We start from the raw sequence: 18998 nt of genomic DNA on the forward strand, positions 1-18998 counted from the left end.
CACGGAGCGACCGGCGCGAGTCACCCCTCGCCCTCGGGGAGAGGGGCCGGGGGTGAGGGCATTCCCCGCCGCGCGGAACACCATGGGAGCCCTTCGGCCTCCTTTGGCGATTGAAATCGCCCCCACAGAAAAGCAGGACGGATAGCGCCCCTACAACGCCACCAACACTTCCACCCGGCCCTTCGCGCGCAGTTTCTCCAGCGCCGCTTCGCGTCCCTGGGCCATGCGCTGGGCGGTGAGGTACTGGCGCACCAGGGCCTTGGCGCGGGTGGCGTCCATGGCCGGGTCGAGCTGGGGCTTGAGGCTTTCGTAGGCCGTATTCACTTCGCCCTCACCGGGCGGGAGCACTTCGGCCAGTTCGTCCAGCACGCGGCTGGCGGCCAGTTCGTGGCGCAGGTAGTCGCGGTAGCCGGCCTCGTCGAAACCGGCTTCTGCCAGGGCACGGTCGAAGCCCTGGGTATCGGCGAAAGCGGCCTTCATCTCCGCCAGGCTGGCGCTGATCTCCTCATCCGACACCGTCACCCCGAGACGCCCGGCTTCCTGCCACAGCAGCTCCTTGTCGATCAGCTGCTGCAACGCCTCGCGCTTGAGGCGCTTGTAGGCCACCGGGCTGCGGATGGCGCCCACCTGGCGACCCTGGATCTTCAGGTAGTCGGCGAAATGCCGCTCCAGCCGGAAGTTGCTGATATCGGCGCCGTTGACCCGCGCGGCGATGCCGGTTTCCCCGGCCAGCACCAGGGGCGTGAGCAGGCCGATGACCAGCCCGAGCCATGGATTCCCGTTCATGCGCTGTCCTCCCCTAGAGTCGCTTGTCCACCTTGATGAACCGGCCCAGGGGCCGAAAGCTCCGGTCGCGCAGGTCCACGGTGACGATGTGGGCGCCAGCCAGGCCCGTGCGCTCCCCCGGACCGAAACTCAGGGCCGGGGTCAGGCCGGTACGGAATCCGTGCAGGCCTTCCAGGGAGCTGACCAGTTTGTCGCGGCTGACGTCGCGTCCCGCCCGCTTGAGCCCCTCGCTTAGCAGTACCGTGGCGCAGTAGGCACCGACCTGCAGTACCGCGTCCTGGCTGCCGAGCCCCTGACTGCGCCGAATCTCCAACAGGGCTGCCTCGCCCTCTGGCGTCCAGTCGGCGGGCATGAAGGGATAGGCGAGGAACAACCGCCTGGAGAAGCGTGGCGGGATGCGCAGGGCGCTGCTGGCCACCTGGGACGAGGCGGCGAACAGGTACGGCGACAGGTTCGCTGCCTGGAGCTGGTCGGCGAGCCGCGCGAAGGCCTCCGACTGGCCAAGGAAGAACACGCCCTGGGCACCCTTGGCGGCATGTCGCAGGACACTGTCCCCGTTGTTGGTGTCGTAGCCCAGCAGGCGTACCCGCGACCAGCCCTGGTCCATCAGGCGCAGCGCCAGGTCTTCGGCCAAAACCTGCTGATGAGCATCGCCGGGATAGGCCACCAGGGCTTCCGGCTGCTTCAGCCCCAGGTCGCTGCTGGCGTAGCCGGCCAGGGCGAAGAGTTGTTCGCGCAATCCCGGCAGGGCGTTGAATACCAGGGGGTTGGCACTGGCTTCGTCGAACAGCGCAAGTGGCCCCACCAGCGGTACACCCGCCGCACCGATCCGCTCGGAGAGCTCGTCACCCAGCGCCGGCACCATGGGCGCCAGCAAGGCGAACACCCGGTCCTCGCCCAGCAACTGATCCAGCGCCCGTTTCGTCGCCTGCAGGTCCGCACTGGAGTCGCGCACCACCAGCGTCAGTCGCCGGCCATGGATGCCACCGGCATCGTTGACCTGGGCCAGGGCGCCGCGCAGCACCGCCTCCACCGTGTGCCCCAGTTCCGCCAGCGGCCCACGGGTCGGCAGCAGGGTGCCAAGGCGCAGTTCACCCTCCTCCACGCCGGGGTCGCGGTCCTCCTCCAGCCGCTTGAGGTAGGCGGAGAGGCTGGCCATGTCACGCAGGGACATGACGAAGCGCGGCATGGCCGGATCGAGCCGGTTACCGGCGGGGTCGACTCCCTCGCTCACGGCGCGGGCCAGTGCGCCGTCATCGTAGGGACCGTGGCTGCGGCCGCTGGCCTGCATCTGGCCGTAAGGCAAGGCGAGCCGCCGCCAGGTGATGTCCGGGGGACGCACACCGCCTTCCGGCCGCCCCCGGCCATCGGCGCCGTGACAATTGGCGCAGGGCATCAGCGCCGCCGGCACCAGGGTGTCGGCGGCACCGACCCGCGCGCTGATCTCGCCGTTGGCCGAGCCCACGCCCTCCAGGTAGATGCGCCGGCCAGCCGCCTCTTCGGGGCTCAGCTCCAACGCCAGGGCTCCGCCCGCCTGAGCGAGGAACGCAACCAGCAACAGCGCCCGCCACATGGCCGCCACCTTCAGCGTCCAGCCACGGGCATGGTCATCAACTGCAGGCGCTGGGCGATGGCGTTCACCGGCGCATCGGGGCGGATCTTGCTCCAGCGTTTGTTCGGCACATCACCGGCGATCAGCAGGGTGGAATGGGCTTCGGGGCTTTCCCCCAACTGCCCCAGGCGCGCCAGCACCCGGTCCATGTTGGCCCTGTCGCCGGTCAGGAAGATCCAGTTGGGCGAATCCACTCTGTGCTTGGCGGCGAAGGCCTTGAGCACGTCCGGCGTGTCGTTCTCGGCATCGCTGGACAGGGAGATGAAATAAACCTGCTTCGCCAGGTCCTCGCCCATGGCGTCCCGCACTTCCTTGAGCTTGCGGGTGATCAGCGGGCAAGCGTCGTTGCAGTGGGTGAAGATCACGTTGAGCATCACCAGCCGGCCCTTGAGCACGTCGCTGTAGAAGCGCACCTCACGGCCGTTCTGGTCGCGCAGCAGGGTATCGGTAAAGTAGGTCTGCGCGTCCGTGGTGCCGCCGGCCTTCAGGGTTTGGGCGGCGGGCGCGTTGGCTGGTGCGGCCTGCTGGCTTGTATGGCCTTCGTGGGCACTGGCGCCGCTGGCCATTGCCAGGGCCAGGACGAGCGGGAGCAGGCGCTTCATGGATGGGTCTCCTGGGCGAGTGCGTCGTGGCCGCTGTGTTCGCGGGCGGCACTGAGTTCGTCGACCCGCGCCATCAGCACGGCGGGATCGGTGAAGCCATAGAAGCGGGTCCACTGACCGGTGCGGCCATCGCCCACCATGATCAGCGGCGGGTGGTCCTGGTAGTTGGCAGTCCAGGTGCCAAGGCCCTTGAGGGTGTCGGCCACCGCTTCGCTGCTGCCGGTCAGCCAGCGCCAGCCCAGGCCGGCGTCGAAGCGCCCGGCGTAGTCGTGGAGGCGTTCGGGGGTGTCGCGCAGCGGGTCGATGCTGAGGGAAATCAGCTGCACGTCGCGGCCAGCGCGTTCGCCCAGTTGTTTCTGCAGCTTCTGCAGGATCGCCGAGATCACCGGGCAGACCGTGGTGCAGCTGGTGTAGACGAAGCCCATGACGACGATGCGGTCGCCCACCAGGTCGTCCTTCAGGCGCAGCTCGCGGCCATCCTGGTCCAGCAGCGGAACATCGGCGAAAGCCACCTGGGCGCCTGACTGAGTGCTGGCAGGTCCCTGGTGCTGGGCATGGGGATCGGCAGCCAGTGCTGCCATGTGCGCTGCATGTTCTTCCGGGCTGTGGTCCGCCAGCGCCGGCCCGGCCATCAGGCCCAGGGCGAGCAGTGCGGCGATGCCTGACTTCAGGGGTTCCATGGCGTGCTCCTCAGGGGTTGTTCCGGGCCTGGGCCGCGACGGCGCGCAGGCTGGCGTAGGGTTGCGAGCCGAAGGGCATGCCCAGGGAGGCCGACCCCACGTGCAGGTAGTAGGCGCCGGCCTGTGGCGTCTCGATGGGCGCCTCATAGACCCCCTCGCCCACTTCCACCGCCGCCACCTCATGGGGGCGCGAGGCCGGCGCCTGGAAGTAGCGCACCCGCAGGTCGGCGATACCGGCCTTCGGCTGGTCGGCGTTGCCCTGGAGGATGCGGAAACGCAACTGGGCGGTGGCGCCCACGGTCACCTGCAGCTGGTCGATGAGGAATTCCACCCGTGGCTTGCTGCGTTGGGCGACCAAGGCTTTGTTGGGCTGGACCTCGGCGCTGAAGCAATGGGCGATCTTCGGCTGATTGAGCATCACCGCCAGGTCGAACCTGCCCGGCGCCGGCAGCTTGATCCGGCTGCTGAACAGGCCCGGCTCCACCTCGCGCATGCTGCGGTCGATGACCCGCGCGGCACGGGAGGTGTGGCCCCGGTTGAGGTAGCCGGTCATGGGGGCGTTCATGCCTTCCATGTAGAAGTAGGTGGTGTTGTCCACCGGGTTGACCACGAACACCGCACCCTCATCGCGGGCCTGGCTGAGGCTGTCGGCCAGCGGCAGGTCGCCGGCCAGCTTGGGCGCCGCCGGACCGGCCTCGAAGGCCTGGACGATGAGCTGCTTGCCGGTGCCCAGGGACTCCAGGTTGATCATGCTCACCTTGGGCGAGGCCAGGCCGCGCACGTAGGCGTAGGCGCGGGTGAACACCAGTTGGTAGGGCTCGGCGGTGACCTCGGCGCGCTGGACGATTTCGTCGCTGCCGGCGTCCAGCACCAGCACCTGGTCGTCCAGGCTGTTCAACGCCAGACCAAAGCGACCGTCCTGGGTGAAGCGCAGCGGCCCCAGGCCCTGGCCAGCCTCGATCACCTTGCGCACCTTGAGGCTGCGGGCGTCGATCACGGTGATGCTGCCGGCCTTGCCGTCGCTGACGTAGAGCGCGCCGGACAACGGTGAGACGGCCAGCGACAGTGGGCTGGGACCGGTTTCGATGTCTTTCAGCTTCTTCAGTGTGGCAATGTCCACCACCGTCACCCGGCCGGCCTCGCGGCTGCTGACGAAGGCATGGCGCGAGTCGGCGCTGAAGGCGATTTCGTGGTGGCCGCCGCCGGTGGCCAGGGTCGCCACGGTCTTGCGGGTCTGGGTGTCGATCACGGTGACTCCACCTTCTTCGCCACGCCGGGCATTGTTGCCGACCCACAGGTAGCGGCCGTCCGGCTGCAGCGCCACGCGCACCGGCTCGGGGCCGGCGGGCAGGTTGCCCAGCACCTTGAACTCGCTGGTGTCCACCACAGCGACCTCGCCCGCGCTGGGCATGGAGACGTAGAGCAGGCGGTCATCGGCGCTGGCGGCCCAGTCCATCGGCGGGCGCTTCAGGGCAATGCGAGTGAGGGTGCTGGTGATGCCGCCGACCGAGGTCACCGGGTCGATCACGGTGAGCGCGGAATCCTTGTTCATCACCACCAGGTAGTAGCTGTTCAGGTCCACCAGCGGACGGGCACTGAGCACTCCCTTGAGGTAGGTGCCGATGCGCACCTTGCACTGGTCCGCCTGGCCTTCCGGCAGCGCCTGGTCGAGCCAGGCACCCGGCACCTGCCCCGCCAGGGGTTGGCCGGTGTTGGCATCCGTGAGGCGCAGGCGGATATCGGCGAACATGCCTTCGGTGAGCACGCCGTTGCTGCCCAGCGGCCGGGCCTCGAACTCGATGGCCACGCCGTCGCGCACCAGGCGCTGGGAAGCGCCGGCAGGTGCTTCGGCGGCGGACAGATGGACAGCCAGCAGACCGGAGAGCAGCAGGCTGGAAGCTTTGTGCAGGGCTTTCATCTGATGTCCTTCCCCTCGTCTGGACCTCGCCCTGATGCAGGAGCAATGCCTGTGCCAGCCGGGAAAGATCATTGAACTCAATAGGTTGCGAACGAGGAGAAGGATCGCCATCGGAATATTCCCCACCCATTTCCCCCTCTTTTGGGGAACGCTGAGTTGGCGAGTGCGATACAGCCTGACACTACCCTCACCCCAACCCTCTCCCAGAGGGAGAGGGGGCTGTCCGTGCCGGCGTTCAGTCTGGGCACAATCCTGTGGGGGCGAATTTATTCGCGATGCAGGACGCAGTCCTGCCCCCCGAAAAAGAAAATCGCAGGCCATGCCTGGCCTGCGATTTCAGTGTTTTGGTGAGCTCCGATGATGGGTATCGCTTCGCTCAACACCATCCTACGGATCCGTTGGGTTTGATCTGCTCCCTACGGCTCGCTAGTCACCCGCAACAGCCCCCAGACCCCGCCGACGTTGCCGAAGGCGGCGTAGTCCCGGTACAGGTAATCCCCCGGCACGCCGTTGGCGCCACCGGCACTGGGGATCGACAGGCTGAAGTGCGCCGCCGGCAGCACGCTCTCCTGGGCGCCGATGTACAGGGCCGCCGGGTTCAGGCCGAAGCGTAGCGAGCCGATGCCGGCGTTCTTCTGCGGGTAGCCCCACTGGTCGATCTTCTCCGAGAGGAAGGGGTTGAACGCCCACACATGGCCATCGAGCTGGAAGGTCATGCCACGGCTGCCGCCGGAGGGCATGGTCACGTGGGTGCGGAACGGCTGGCCGGGCTTAACCTTCAGGATCGGGGTCACCGGGTCGCCGCCCACCAGCTCGTTGCTGTAGGCCATGTGCGCGTCGGGCACATCGCCCCAGCCTTGCCCCTGGGCGTGTCCGAAGGGCGCATCCGGGGCCTTGGCGAAGCGGTACCACAAGGGCTCGCTCCGGTAGTTCACCGCCATGCCGGAGTTGTCCTTGGGATCGGCCGGGATGCCGAAGCCTTCGGAGGCCATGTTTTCCACCGGCCGGCCACTGGCCCAACGCATGTTCAGCGACTTGTGCAGCACCAGCGAGAAGTCGCGGTACGGCGTGCCGGACAGCGGGGTCACGGTGGCGGCGGCGCGCGAGCTGGCGTCTTCGGTCCAGGTGGCACCCAGGGGGGCGATGCTCATGGCGCCGGACAGGCCTTTCTGTCCCTGCTTGACCGGGTCGGCCGGCAGCAGGTTGAAGCCGCCGAATTCCACCGGGGTCGCGGTGATGTTGTCGACGCTGCGGCCGAGCTGGGTCACCGGTTTGCCTTCACGCTCCAGGTGGCCGACGTAGAACTTGTACGCCTTGGACGGCCAGGCCCCGCCCGCCGCACCGCGCGGTTCGACGGTCTGCACCGGGTTGATGCCGACGTTGAAGCCGTCCGACTTGGTGATGTCGTAGGCCAGCAACTGGGTATGCAGGCCCACATGGCTGGAGGGTCGCATCATGTTGTTGTTGAAGGTGGTGGAGCCCTTGGCACTGTTGCGGTCGCGCTTCACCAGGCCCTGCATCACGGCGTAGGTGGGCAGGTCGGGCATCACCTGCGGCAGGCGGTTTTCCAGGGTGATGTTCACGCAGTCGCCAGCCGCGGCGCGCAGCACCAGGGGTTCCACCGGGACGCCGGGTTTCAGCTTGCCGGTGGATGGGTCCAGGTCCGCCTTGCGCACGTAGAGGATGGCGGTGGGGTCATGCAGCGGGCCGGACTGGCCGCCGATGGTGAACACCTCGCCATCTTCCTCATCCACCACCGTGACCTGCGGGATGGTCACCGGCCGCGGGTTGAACACCAGGGTGCCGCCCTGCGGATTGAGCGGGCCACCGGCATGCTGGCCGTCGCCGGCCGGGTCGCCAATGGTCAGGCCCAGCGCGTTGGGCAGGACGTCGTTGGCGAGTACCGCGACCACCTCGTAGTTGCGCTGCACCGTGGTGCGGGTGCCAATGCCATTGGGGTTGGGGCTGGTACGCGGGCACACGCCATCGAATTGCGTGGTGTTGCGTGAGGACACCGGGCGCGGGTTGTTGGGCAGGGCGAAGAGGTCGTTGCGCGGCTGGGTGTAGTTGCGCATCACGCCCCAGATGCCGTTCCAGTAGCCTTCGATGGAAGCGTCCAGGTTGTACAGGTAGTCGGCGGCGTCGAGGACGGTATTGCCGGACATCATGGCCACCGGGGCAACGAAGCCCATCTGCTCGGAAATACCGACCATCTGCGAGGCCTTCCAGCCCGAGTTGCCGCTGTTGCCGAAGCCGGTGCCCGAATGCAGCCACTTCACGCCGTGCAGGGTGACGTTGTGCTCCTCCTCATGGCCGCCTGCATGCATGCGCAGGCGCACATTGTCGCCGGAGTAGGCTCGCAGCATCGGGGTGAAGGGATCACCCGGCAGGTCGCCGGCGCGGTTGATGTGCGGTGGGAAAACGGTACTGGCACCGGTGGGGCCGGAGGCCGAGCTGATGGCGCTGGGCGCCAGGTTCAACGCCGGGATGGCGCGGTCGGTGCGGGTCTGCAGGGCATAGGCAAGATCGCCCGCCAGGCCGTCGGCCTGCATGCCGGGCTTGCCGTCCGGGGCCACCTTGTTGGGGTCGAAGACGCGCAGGGCCACGGGCTCGTTGCGGTAGTTCACGACAAACATGCCGGGGTCATCCACTGAGATGGCCTGTGGGCAGGGACGGCTCGGGCAGCCCAGGACCTGCCCGCCAGCGGCCTCGCGCACCGACTCGAAGAGGTTCGAACCGGACTGGCGCACGGGCGGGTTGATGGCGTAGCGGAAACTGTCCATGGAAGTCGGGTAGGCGCCCGCATCCGGGACACCATCAGGACCGGCACCGACGTAGACGCCCGCCTCGTAGGCATGCTGGAAGTCGCTGTACTCCATGAAGAACTCACGGAAGCTGTCGTTCTTGCCGTCGCCGTCCAGGTCGCCGGTGGCGATCACCGCCTGCCAGGAGGTCGGGCCGCCATCCTGCCGACCGCTGCCCAGCGGCTGGCCGGTCTCGGCGTGGTACCAGCTGGAGCCGGCCGGTTCGGTGAGCACGGTGGCGTAGAGGCCGACCTGCTGGTGGGTGGACGGACCGAAGTGGTCGTGGGTGAAGATGTTCCCCAGGCCACGGTCGACGTTGTAGGTGTTGACCAGCGGGTCGGCGAACCAGCGTTGCAGGGTCGTGCGGGCACCCAGCCAATCGGTCCGGCCGAACTGGCCGAAGTACGGGTGCTGCCTGGCCACCGGGCACTCCGTGCTGCCATCGCGGGCATCGGCCTCGGTGCAGTGGTTGTACTCGCGAATGGCGTGGATGCGCTCCACAACGGCGGCCGGCGAGAGTGTGCCGTCCTCGTAGTTCCAGCCATTGGCCGAGCCGTCGGAGGCGGTCAGGTCCCACTTCGGCAGGTGGATGTGCTGGCCGATGATGTCGGTGGGCGTGCGCACCTGGTAGTCATCCAGTTCATACACCGAGGGGATCAGGTTGGTGTGCTGGTACATGGTGCAGTCGAAGGTGTTCATCCGCATCACCAGCGGCTCCGGTGGCTGCTGCTTGGTGATCACCGGCCAGGCGTCTTCCCAGAGGGCGAGGATGCGGGTCTGCGGGAAGTGGTAGCCGACCTTGTTGAACACCGCGTCGAACTGGATATTGGCGCCCTTGTAGACGCGGGGGCGGTCGGCGGTGAACGCCGAGCTGCCGGTGAAGGACTGGCCATTGAGGGTGTCGCCACTGTTGTAGCGACCCAGCGAAGAAGCCTGGGTCAGGCGCTTGCCGGTGTCGTCCATGCAGGGCTCGTAGTAGGGCGCGCCGGGAACCGGCAAAGCGCCGTTGGTGCGGAAGTCCCTGGCTTGCACGGCGCCACCGGGCAGCACGGCGAAGCTCGGGTGGCTGGCCTTGGCGTGGAAGGCCATCACCGACTGTTCGACGTCAGTGCCCTCCTCCGGCAGGAACACGGCCTTGGCGCGGTGGACCACCTTGGAGAAGTCCAGGGCGCTGGTGACCACTTCCGCCTCACCGCCAGCGGACACGCCGTCGAGGGTGTGGCGCGGCAGGCCACCGTCCCAGCCGCCGGCCTGGGCCGGGTCGATGTTGGCCCACAGGGCCTTGCCCGAATCACGCAGGCTCTGGGCCTTGGCGCTGTCGAGCATGTCCAGTGGCGGGGTGCTGGGGCGCTGGCCAACGGTCTTTTCGATCCCACCGATCCAGAACGGGAAGCCGGGGTTCTTCAGGGTGCCATCGGCGTTGCGGTTGGCTTCACTGCGGTCCACCAGGGCGACGGAGCCCACGGCCTGGCGTTCGGCTTCGTGAGTGGAATCGTCGTCGCCTTCTTCGTGTTCGTCGTCATCGTCGGCCACGAGCGTTTCGCCGTATTTGGGCACAACGGCCACCTTGCCCGGCATGGGCGGCATGGCCTTGCCCGGCAGCGGGACGATGGCGGGAATCGGCGTGCCGGCGACGATTTCGCCATCCGGCAGGGCGCGGGCGCCGGTTGCCGGCAAGCCGCTGCGCAGCTCGAAGGGCTTCTTGTGGAAGCCGTCGTCGCCCTCTTCCGATACGGCCAGGCGGGTGCCTTCCTCGAACACGTCGTGGATGCGCCACATGGCCCACATGCCCTGGGCGAAATGCGGGTAGAAGTGGCAGTGGTAGATGGCATCGCCCGAGGTGCGGTTGCGGTTGCCGGAGCCGCCGTTGGCGATCTCGTAGGTGTAGCCAGAGCCCGGCCCTATGCCCTGGGCGTCGATGTAGTCGGAGTTGTCGTCATTGGGGTTGAACAGCCACTGGTGGCCGTGCAGGTGGAACACGTGCTGCTCGTAGCCGTTGTGGGTGTTGCGGAAGCGCACCGCGTCGCCGATGTAGCTGTGGGCGACGTTGGACGGCTCGGCGGGGAACAGCGCCATGGTCGCCTTGACCCCGGTGGTGCCCTCCGGTGGCACTTCGCCGGGGCGGATGTTTTCCAGGCCGACGTTGGCCGGCACGTCCACCTGCATGGCGATGTCGCCAACGGTGTGGGCGCTGAGGAAGAACTCCTCGTAGGCGCAGGACAGGCAGTCGTGCATGGGGCCGACGCCGAGCCGGTTGGCCACCACTTCAGCCCCGATGCCACCGGCGCCGTAGTTGATCATGAAGGAGTCGCGGGTGGGCTCCAGCACGTGGCCGAACACCGGGTCCGCCCAGTAGCCGGGGAAGGCCTGGGCGACGGCGTTCTCGTCGTGGAAGACCGAGGAGAAATCGCGGAACGGTTCCAGCCGGTTGGGCAGCGCCGGGTTGCGCTTGCCGTAGCTTTCCAGCGGGTAGGTGTACTGCGGGAAGGTGCCGTCGGGGTTGGGCCCCATGACCACGGCGTCGGTGTCGCTGGCGATGATCTCGCCGTTGTCCATCATGGCGATCACCGGCAGGCCGGCCTTGCCTTCCTCGATCCAGGGCGCGGCCTGCGGATAGCGAGCCTCGTAATCGATGATGGGCTGGCCGGCTGGGGTGCGGCCGGTGCTGGCCAGGCGCATCTCTTCTTCAGTCACCACGTTGCGGTAGGTGCGCGCGCCCTTGGGCAGCACCACCACCTGGGCGAACAGGCCATTGGCGGTGTTGCCGCCGGTGCCCTCACCACCGAAGGTGGCGCCGTAGCTGCTGGCGGCAAAGGCGCCCTCGCGTTCGGCATACAGGGTGTAGCTGCGGCTGCCGCCGGGCGGGATCAGGCTGTTGGGGTTGCGGCCTGCGTTGGTGGCGATATCGCCGATGTCGTTCACCGCCTGCATGCCGTTGACCTGGAAGCCGACGTTGCGGTCGGCGACCTGTTTGTCCTTCTTGAACAGCGGGTCTGGCGAGTTGTGCGGGTTGGTCTGGTAGGCCAGCAGGTTCTGCAGGTTGATGGTCAGGCAGTCCCCTGCGGCCACCCGCAGCACCAGCGGACGCGGGCGCTTGTCCGGACGCAACGCTACTTCGCCGGGCACCGCTGCACCGCCCCGGTTGAGCGGCACGTCATTGCGGTCCACCACGTCGCGGCGCAGGGCGAACATCATGCCGTTGATGTTCTGCGCCCCCAGGCGGTTGAACATCAACGGCTGGTCCAGGGCCACGACGTTGGCCACCAGGTTGCGTTCGCAGCGCACGGCCGCCTGCGCGTCCCCGATGGAAAAGAGCGCGCCCAGCAACAGCAGGGCACCGCCCAGGTAAAGGGATGCCCCCTGGGCACCAGGGGATTTGGGGTTTGCACTGTTCGAAGGGTTAGTCCGGTTCATCTTGGCTGACCTCGGTATCAGGTGCACGGATGCCAAAGAGGGCAGGACTGTCCGAGCAATGCCTGTGCCACCACAGGAAAGCCAATGGATTCAGATGGTTATGTGCAGGCCGGGGAAGTGGCCAGTAGTTTCCCCACCCGATTCCCACCCAATTCCCCGGTTTAGCGGGGAGCGGGATGTTGGGGTGTGGGAGTGCTGGGGGAAGCGTGAAGGACGGCTCGGTTGTTCCCATTGGCAGGCCTTCGGCCTGCTTGGCGACTGAAGTCGCCCCCACAGAAAAACCAGGACTTCGGATGCAATCGATGTGGGGGCGATTTCAATCGCTATGGGCAGCGCAGCTGCCCTTCTCCTCAGACGCTTTCATTGGCAGAAATCGCCCCCGCATCTGGGGAATTTCCCCACTAGCGGGGTCGTTTTGCGTCGGCCTGGAGGCGTTGGTAGTGCCCCAGGACGCTGGGCACATAACGCTGGGTTTCGGGGTAGGGAGGAATGGCGCTGCCATAGGCGAGGACTGCCCCAGGGCCCGCGTTGTAGGCGGCCAGGGCCAGGGAAACGTCGTTGTCGAACATCCTCATCATGCGCTTGAGGTAGCGCGCGCCACCGCGGATATTGGCGGTCGGGTCGAACACGTCGTGCACGCCCAGGTCCTTTGCGGTGTCGGGCATGAGCTGCATCAAGCCGGCCGCGCCCTTGGGAGAGAGGGCGAAGGGATCGTAGTTGGATTCGGTGGTGATCACGGCATGCAGCAGTTCAACGGGAAGGTCGTACTCGAAAGCCGCCTGGGCCACGATAAGGGCGTAGCGCGGAGCCTTTCTCGGCGCCCTGCGCGGGAGCTTGCGCGTTGGCTGGATGAGGTTCGGAGCCCTGACCAGCACTGGTCTTTCGCGGGCCACGCGCACCAGATTCCGGTCCGTTCGGTGGATGTTGGTGAGGAAGATGCTGCCGTTGGCAGAGACCACCTGATAGATGTCGGAGTGGGCTTCGAATGCGGTGGTCGCAAGGATGCTGAACAGCACCAGGGTGGGCACTTTCATCATTGTTCTCCCCTGTCAGGGCCAATGCGTTTCGGGTTTCCGAGTGCTGTAACGTCAGCAAAGCACGTGCCGAGTGATGCGATGGGCGGTGTGTCGCCCCTCTCGCCCGCTCGTCGTGCATAGCTCTTGCATAGCCTCCTCTCGCGACACCCACTGGAGGCTCCCATGAAGACCTTTCGTCGACCCGAACAGGGTTTTACCCTCCTCGAACTCCTGGTTGTGCTGGTGGTGCTCGGCCTGTTGGCTGGAATTGTGGCGCCAAAATATTTCAATCAACTGGGCAAGTCCGAGACCAAAGTGGCCCGCGCGCAGATCGAGGGACTGGTGAAGGCCCTGGATATCTACCGCCTGGAAGTGGGCCGCTACCCCAGCACCGAGCAGGGTCTTTCGGCACTGGTGGCCGCGCCGTCCGACGAGCCCCGCTGGGGCGGTCCCTATCTGCAGAAGGATGTACCCCAGGACCCGTGGGGACGTGCCTACGTCTATCGCTCCCCTGGTGAGAACGGCGATTTTGACTTGCTCACCCTGGGCAAGGATGGCCAGCCCGGCGGCGACGGCGACAACGCCGAAGTCACCAGTTGGCAGTGACCGCCATGCGCTTCCAGGTGAAGGCGGTACGCGCCCAGGCCGGGGTGGTAGCGCTGGTAGTGGAGGCGGCGAGCCCGGACGATGCCCGCCGCCAGGCCGAAGCCCAGGGGTTGCGGGTGCTGGCCATGCGCGCCGAGAACGGCTGGTCGCTGCGCGGCTGGCGGCGCCGGGAGACATTCCCGCTGCTGCTGTTCAGCCAGGAGCTGACCACCCTGTTGAATGCCGGACTGGCGTTGATCGATGCGCTGGAGAGCCTTGCCGAAAAGGAGGCCGACCCGCTGGCGCGCAAGGTGCTGGCCGGGCTGGTGCGGCTGCTCTATGAGGGCAAGTCGCTGTCCCAGGCACTGGCGCAGTTCCCGCTGGTGTTCCCCTCGCTCTATGTCGCCCTGGTGCAGTCCAGCGAGAAGACCGGCGCGGTGGGCGACGCCCTTGGCCGCTACGTGGCCTACCGTACGCGGATGGACGAGGTGCGGCAGAAGATCATCAGCGCCTCGGTGTACCCGGTGCTGCTGTTCATGGTGGGCTGCAGCGTGTTGCTGTTCCTGGTGGGTTATGTGGTGCCGCGCTTCAGCCTGGTGTTCGAGGGGCTGGGGTCCAACCTGCCCTGGCTGTCCCAGGTGCTGCTGCACAGCGGGCTGTTCCTGCACTCGCACCAGGCCGAGGTGTTTGGTGGTGCCGCCCTGGGATTGGTGGCGATGGTCGTCCTGCTGCGCCAGGAGGGCGTGCGCCGCGCGCTGGCTCGCCAGGTGGAACGCCTGCCGGCCATCCGCGAGCGCCTCCAGGTGTACGAGCTGGCGCGCTTCTATCGCTCGCTGGGCATCCTCCTGCAAGGCGGGATTCCCATCCTCACCGCCATCGACATGGTCCGCGGCCTGCTCGGCGCCGCCTCGCGCCCACGCCTGGACCAGGCCGCCGCGCGCATCCGCGAAGGCCAGTCGCTGTCCCGCGCGCTGGAGGAACATGGGCTGGCGACGCCGGTGTCCCTGCGCATGCTCCGGGCGGGCGAACAGTCCGGCAACCTGGGCGAGATGATGGAGCGCACGGCGGACTTCCATGACGAGGAAACCAGCCGCTGGATCGAATGGTTCGTGCGCCTGTTCGAGCCGCTGCTGATGACCTTCATCGGGTTGATCATCGGGGTGATCGTGATCCTGATGTACATCCCGATATTCGAGCTGGCGTCGAGTATTCAGTGAGGGGTTTCGTTGTCGACTCGTTCTCGGCGCCTGCCTGTAGGGGCGAATTCATTCGCCATGGGCCGCGCAGCGGCCCCGTCGGCATGTTGCCCTCACCCCCGGCCCTTCTCCCGGAGGGAGAGGGGTGACTCTCGGCCCACCATCGGCACAGGCCCTGTGGGGGCGATTTCAATCGCTATGCAGGACGCCGTCCTGCCCCTCGGGCAATCAGGAAAATCCAGGTCTAGTCTTGAGCCTGCCGGGGACGTAGCTCAGCTGGGAGAGCGCGGCGTTCGCAACGCCGAGGTCGGGAGTTCGATCCTCCTCGTCTCCACCAGAAAAAAGCCCCCGAAGGTGACTGGCCTTCGGGGGCTTTGCATGTCAGGCGTGGCCATAGGCGAGCCAGGCAAGGCCGCTCAGGGTAGAGGCAATGGCCAGGCTGAGGAGTTGGTGTTCCAGCATGAGTTCGAACGAAAGCATGGGGCAGTCCTCGTGTCCGGTTGGGAATCCAGCAGCCACGATCTTGCTTCGCCCTGTCGCGTCGGTCGATCTGTCAACTTTTCGCCCTGTAAAGAAAAAGCGCAGGTCGATGCCTGCGCTTGATTCGTTCCAACGAACTCAGGTCCCCTTCTTGGCCTGCTTCAAAGGTTCTTCGGAGCTGGACGCGGGACGGCGGCGGTCGGAGAGCACCCAGGCGCCGTCATACAGTTTCAGCGGAAAGCTCACTTCGCCGCCACCGCGCCTTTCCACCTGCATCGGCTGCTCGCGCGGCGCCTCCTGTTCGCGCATTGCCGCGCTGGGCAGGCCGTGGAGCACCACATTGCCCAGTTCGGGCAGCGGGAAAGGCTTGAGGAGGATAATGTCGATGCTGCGCTCGATGGCACGGTTGCACACTTCGATACTGGGGTGCGCGGTCATCAGCACCGCTTCGCAGCTATGCACGCCGCGAATGGCATCGAAGACATCGAAGCCGGTCATGTCCGGCAAGCGATAGTCGAGCACCAGCAGGTCAGGCTTGAAATCCGCAACGACCTGCTGGGCGATTGCGCCATTGGCTGCAGTGCGGACTTCACAGCCGAGCATCTCCAGGTAGGTCTGGAAGTTTCCGGCAAGAATTTCTTCATCGTCGACTATCAGTACTTTCTTCGACACTGCGGCTACTCCCCTGTCAGGAGATCGGACGACGGCCAGGCTGACCGCTGCTTGCATCCCTGCACGTTCCGAGCCAAGGCTGCATCGGCCGTCTAGGGCCGATGACTCCTAGAGTCTAGTTCGGAGGATATGTTTCACCAGACGAAAACCCCCGCCCTTGGTCGGGGAAAACCCCGTAAACGGGGCATTCAGTGCTGGTGACGGTCGGGGCGCTCCAGGCCCAGCTTGTCGATGCGATAGCGCAGCATGTCGCGGGTCAGGCCGAGCATGCGGGCGGACTTCGAGATGTTCCAGTCGGTCTTGCCCAGCACCTTCACCACCAGGTCTCGCTCGGCGTCGGACAGGCTCATGTTCTCGTCTTCCAGCCCCAGCGGGCCGCCGTTCACCATGGGCGCGGCGGCCTCGGTGACGCCCGCGCCCGCCAGCAGGCCGCGGCAGATGGTGAGCTGCTCGGGGCCGATGGTGTTGCCCGACGCCAGCAGCACGGTCTGTTCCAGCATGTTGCGCAGCTCGCGCACGTTGCCCGGCCAGCTGTAGCCCCTGAGCACGGCCTTGGCTTCCGGGCTGAAACGCAGCCCCGGCTTGCCGTAGCGCTTGCCGTGCTGGGTGACGAAGTGGTCGGCCAGGGTCAGGACATCATCGCCACGGGCGCGCAGCGGCGGCACCTTGATGGTGATGATGCGCAGGCGGAAGAACAGGTCGCGGCGGAACTTGCCCTCCTGGACCATCTGTTCGAGGTTGCAGTTGGTGGCGCTGATGATGCGCAGGTTGACCTTGCGCTCGCGCACCGAACCCAGCCGGCGGATGGTGCGGTCTTCCAGCAACTTGAGCAGTTTGGCCTGGAGCAGCAGGTCGATCTCGCCCACTTCGTCGAGGAACAGGGTGCCACCGTCCGCCGCTTCCACGAGTCCCACACGACGGTCCTTGGCATCGGTGAAGGCGCCTTTCTCGTGGCCGAACAGCTCGGCCTCCAGCAGGTGCGAAGGAATCGAGGCGCAGTTGAATTCGACGAAGGGACCCTTGCTGCGCGCGCCGTCGAAGTGCAGGGCGCGGGCCACCAGTTCCTTGCCGGTGCCGGTCTCGCCTTCGATCAGCACCACCGGCAGGTCTTCCCCGGCCATGCGTTCTTCGGCCGCCAGCACCTGGCGCACCATGTCCTTCATGTTGCGCATGGGCTCGGAGTCGCCGATCAGCCCGGTAAGCCCTGAGTCCTGGGCTTCACGCTGTTGGTAGAACGACAGCCGTTGTTCCTGGCGACGCGCCTCCAGCACCTTGTCCACCACCAGCTTGAGCTCGGCCAGGGCCACCGGCTTGGTCAGGTAATCGCTGGCGCCGGCCTTCATGGCTTCCACCGCGCCCTGCACGTTGCCGTGGCCGGTGATCATGATGACCTTGAGCTGCTCGTCCATGGCACGGGCGCGACTGATCAGGTCGCAACCGCTCATGCCCGGCAGGCAATAGTCGGTGAGGACCAGGTCCGGGTGCTGCGCCTCGATGATCGGCAGGGCTTCCTCGGCAGAACTGCAGACCATGACATCGAACTGGCGCCGCTGCAGATAGGTGCAGAAGTTGTCGGCCAGGATCTCGTCGTCTTCGACGATCAGAATGCTGTTACCCATAGCTTGTTATCCCCCTGCCGTGGCCCTGAAAGTCAGGTGCACGTTGGTGCCGGCGTTTTCCCGGCTGTCGATGCTGACATCGCCACCGAAGCGCTCGATGATCTTGCGCACCAGCACCAGGCCAACGCCCAGGCCGCCACGCTTGGTGGTGTGAAAGGGTTTGAATGCCATCTCCAGCATGGCCGGCGACATGCCGCTACCGGTGTCGCTGACGGTCAGTGTGAGCAGGCGGCGGCGCGCATCCGGCTCCAGGCAGATGGCCAGGCGGCCGCCGCGCGGCATGGCTTCGATGGCGTTGGAAAGCACGCTGCCCAGCAGTTGCTGTAGCAGCACCGGGTGGCTGACCACCTTGGGCGCCTGCCGGCTCTGCCAGTCCACCTCGATGCCGGCATGGCGGATCTGCGGTTCGTAGGCGGCCAGGGTTTCCTCCAGGGCGACCGTGAGGTCCACCGGCTCCTGGTCGCCGGAGAGCGGGCGGGCCGACATCAGCAGCTCGCGCACCCACTTCGACATGCGATCGACCTGGGTAATGATGTCGCCCAGGTTCTTGTGCAGCGGCCCCGGGTCCACCTCCAGCGCCAGCTCGGCACTGGAGCGGATGGAAGCCAGCGGGTTGCGCAGGCTGTGGGCGACGGCGGTGGACATTTCGCCGAGCAGGGCCAGGGTTTCGTTTTCCACCAGTTTCCGCTGCTGGTCTTCTACCAGGCGCGAGGCGTGGCGGACGAACCAGAACAGGCTGAGGTAGATGACCGCGCCACCCAGCGCGGTGGCGGTCCAGAGCAGGACAAGGCCGCGATTCATGCGGGCAATCAGGTCCACCGGCTCCTTGTAGATTTCGATGACCGAGAGCACCTCGCCCCGGCTGTCGAGCAGCGGGATGAAGCTTTCCAGATAGAGGCTCTGCGGCACGCGCATGAAGAAGTCTTCCGCCGGGCAGGCATCGGGGCCGTGATGCTCGGTGGTCACCGTATTGCGGCTGTTGACCGCCTCGTTCAGCTTGGCGCGCTCCAGTGAGTGCCCACCCACCAGCTTCGGATTGGTCGACCAGATCACCACCCCGTCAGGCGCATAGACGTTGGCCAGCAGCACATCGGGCAGACGCACGATGTGGTCGAAGAACTCTTCGTGGGACTTGACCAGCTGTTCGTGGGAGACGCCAAGACGAGCGCCATCGACTCGCTTGTCGAGGAATTCACCGAGGGTCAGGCCCGGCGAGAAGTTGCCGTGGATGACTTCGACGTCGGCAATGGATTTGATGAACTGGGCGCTGAGCATGGCATCGCGGTCGATGCTCTCGCGCATGAGGAAACGGGTTGCCGCCGAGCCGAGCAGAATGGCCACCACGAGGATGATCACCAGGCTCACCAGGGAAAACCAGCGGAACAGATTGAAGGGCTTGGCAGCCATCGCCATCTTCATCGAGACCTCCCCGTGTGTGACCGTCGGTTCGCTCGCAAGGCGAGTGTCAGAAAGGGCCGTCGGCCGGGCCGGCAACTCCTGCGCCGGCTCCGGGTAGTTATAGCGCAGGCCCCGTCGTCCGCGGCCCTACCGTTCAGCGGCGGGTGAGCGGTAGTCCTGGGGATTCCCCATTTCCCTACCCAATTTCCCCCCAGA

The 18998-nt window shown here is 66.5% G+C and carries 12 protein-coding genes and 1 tRNA gene; 3 read left to right on the forward strand and 10 right to left on the reverse strand.

Annotated features, from left to right (window positions below; genetic code table 11):
• Nucleotides 1–150: 150 nt before the first annotated feature.
• From E8F06_RS03590 to E8F06_RS03620, 7 genes are all read right to left on the reverse strand, one after another.
• A complete protein-coding gene (locus E8F06_RS03590) occupies nucleotides 151–786 on the reverse strand; it encodes a SurA N-terminal domain-containing protein (RefSeq protein ID WP_280364281.1) in 636 nt (211 codons plus the stop codon).
• 13 nt (nucleotides 787–799) lie between these two features.
• Nucleotides 800–2359 carry an ABC transporter substrate-binding protein gene (locus E8F06_RS03595; protein ID WP_280364284.1) on the reverse strand — a complete coding sequence of 520 codons (1560 nt, stop codon included), beginning with the start codon at nucleotides 2357–2359 and terminating at the stop codon, nucleotides 800–802.
• An 11-nt stretch (nucleotides 2360–2370) separates the two neighbouring features.
• Nucleotides 2371–3000 carry an SCO family protein gene (locus E8F06_RS03600; RefSeq protein WP_280364287.1) on the reverse strand — a complete coding sequence of 210 codons (630 nt, stop codon included), beginning with the start codon at nucleotides 2998–3000 and terminating at the stop codon, nucleotides 2371–2373.
• On the reverse strand, nucleotides 2997–3680 hold the full coding sequence (locus E8F06_RS03605) for an SCO family protein (RefSeq protein ID WP_280364289.1): 684 nt from the start codon (nucleotides 3678–3680) through the stop codon (nucleotides 2997–2999). Before E8F06_RS03605 ends, E8F06_RS03600 begins: the two co-directional genes overlap by 4 nt.
• 10 nt (nucleotides 3681–3690) lie before the next feature.
• Entirely contained in the window at nucleotides 3691–5598 is a 1908-nt protein-coding gene (locus E8F06_RS03610) for a cytochrome D1 domain-containing protein (RefSeq protein WP_280364291.1), read from the reverse strand.
• Nucleotides 5599–6014: 416 nt separating this feature from the next.
• Nucleotides 6015–11816: a manganese-oxidizing multicopper oxidase MnxG gene (gene mnxG, locus E8F06_RS03615; RefSeq protein ID WP_280364292.1), complete on the reverse strand. Its 5802-nt coding sequence runs from the start codon at nucleotides 11814–11816 to the stop codon at nucleotides 6015–6017.
• Nucleotides 11817–12217: 401 nt separating this feature from the next.
• A complete protein-coding gene (locus E8F06_RS03620) occupies nucleotides 12218–12850 on the reverse strand; it encodes a lytic transglycosylase domain-containing protein (protein WP_280364294.1) in 633 nt (210 codons plus the stop codon).
• Between the two features lie 165 nt (nucleotides 12851–13015).
• Between E8F06_RS03620 and gspG the strand changes: the two genes are divergently transcribed.
• From gspG to E8F06_RS03635, 3 genes are all read left to right on the forward strand, one after another.
• Nucleotides 13016–13438 (forward strand): type II secretion system major pseudopilin GspG, encoded by a 423-nt coding sequence (gene gspG, locus E8F06_RS03625; protein ID WP_280364296.1) that lies wholly within the window; start codon nucleotides 13016–13018, stop codon nucleotides 13436–13438.
• Nucleotides 13439–13443: 5 nt separating this feature from the next.
• On the forward strand, nucleotides 13444–14634 hold the full coding sequence (locus tag E8F06_RS03630; RefSeq protein WP_280364414.1) for a type II secretion system F family protein: 1191 nt from the start codon (nucleotides 13444–13446) through the stop codon (nucleotides 14632–14634).
• Nucleotides 14635–14874: 240 nt separating this feature from the next.
• Nucleotides 14875–14950: transfer RNA gene (locus E8F06_RS03635), tRNA-Ala, on the forward strand.
• Nucleotides 14951–15231: 281 nt separating this feature from the next.
• On the opposite strand, the gene E8F06_RS03640 is transcribed toward E8F06_RS03635, so the two are convergent.
• From E8F06_RS03640 to E8F06_RS03650, 3 genes are all read right to left on the reverse strand, one after another.
• Nucleotides 15232–15765: a response regulator gene (locus tag E8F06_RS03640; RefSeq protein WP_280364299.1), complete on the reverse strand. Its 534-nt coding sequence runs from the start codon at nucleotides 15763–15765 to the stop codon at nucleotides 15232–15234.
• Between the two features lie 188 nt (nucleotides 15766–15953).
• A complete protein-coding gene (locus E8F06_RS03645) occupies nucleotides 15954–17384 on the reverse strand; it encodes a sigma-54 dependent transcriptional regulator (RefSeq protein ID WP_280364301.1) in 1431 nt (476 codons plus the stop codon).
• Between the two features lie 6 nt (nucleotides 17385–17390).
• Complete coding sequence (locus E8F06_RS03650) at nucleotides 17391–18803, reverse strand: HAMP domain-containing sensor histidine kinase (protein ID WP_280364304.1); 1413 nt, start codon at nucleotides 18801–18803, stop codon at nucleotides 17391–17393.
• Between the last annotated feature and the right edge of the window lie 195 nt (nucleotides 18804–18998).

It is taken from the genome of Pseudomonas sp. BN411 (assembly GCF_029871235.1).
GTDB lineage: Bacteria > Pseudomonadota > Gammaproteobacteria > Pseudomonadales > Pseudomonadaceae > Metapseudomonas.

Coding starts and splice junctions, on each gene's coding strand:
- E8F06_RS03610 (WP_280364291.1), bottom strand. CDS start 5,598: ATGAAAGCCCTGCACAAAGCTTCCAGCCTGCTGCTCTCCGGTCTGCTG.
- E8F06_RS03630 (WP_280364414.1), top strand. CDS start 13,444: ATGCGCTTCCAGGTGAAGGCGGTACGCGCCCAGGCCGGGGTGGTAGCG.
- E8F06_RS03600 (WP_280364287.1), bottom strand. CDS start 3,000: ATGAAGCGCCTGCTCCCGCTCGTCCTGGCCCTGGCAATGGCCAGCGGC.
- E8F06_RS03595 (WP_280364284.1), bottom strand. CDS start 2,359: ATGTGGCGGGCGCTGTTGCTGGTTGCGTTCCTCGCTCAGGCGGGCGGA.
- E8F06_RS03605 (WP_280364289.1), bottom strand. CDS start 3,680: ATGGAACCCCTGAAGTCAGGCATCGCCGCACTGCTCGCCCTGGGCCTG.
- E8F06_RS03650 (WP_280364304.1), bottom strand. CDS start 18,803: ATGAAGATGGCGATGGCTGCCAAGCCCTTCAATCTGTTCCGCTGGTTT.
- E8F06_RS03645 (WP_280364301.1), bottom strand. CDS start 17,384: ATGGGTAACAGCATTCTGATCGTCGAAGACGACGAGATCCTGGCCGAC.
- E8F06_RS03590 (WP_280364281.1), bottom strand. CDS start 786: ATGAACGGGAATCCATGGCTCGGGCTGGTCATCGGCCTGCTCACGCCC.
- mnxG (WP_280364292.1), bottom strand. CDS start 11,816: ATGAACCGGACTAACCCTTCGAACAGTGCAAACCCCAAATCCCCTGGT.
- gspG (WP_280364296.1), top strand. CDS start 13,016: ATGAAGACCTTTCGTCGACCCGAACAGGGTTTTACCCTCCTCGAACTC.
- E8F06_RS03620 (WP_280364294.1), bottom strand. CDS start 12,850: ATGAAAGTGCCCACCCTGGTGCTGTTCAGCATCCTTGCGACCACCGCA.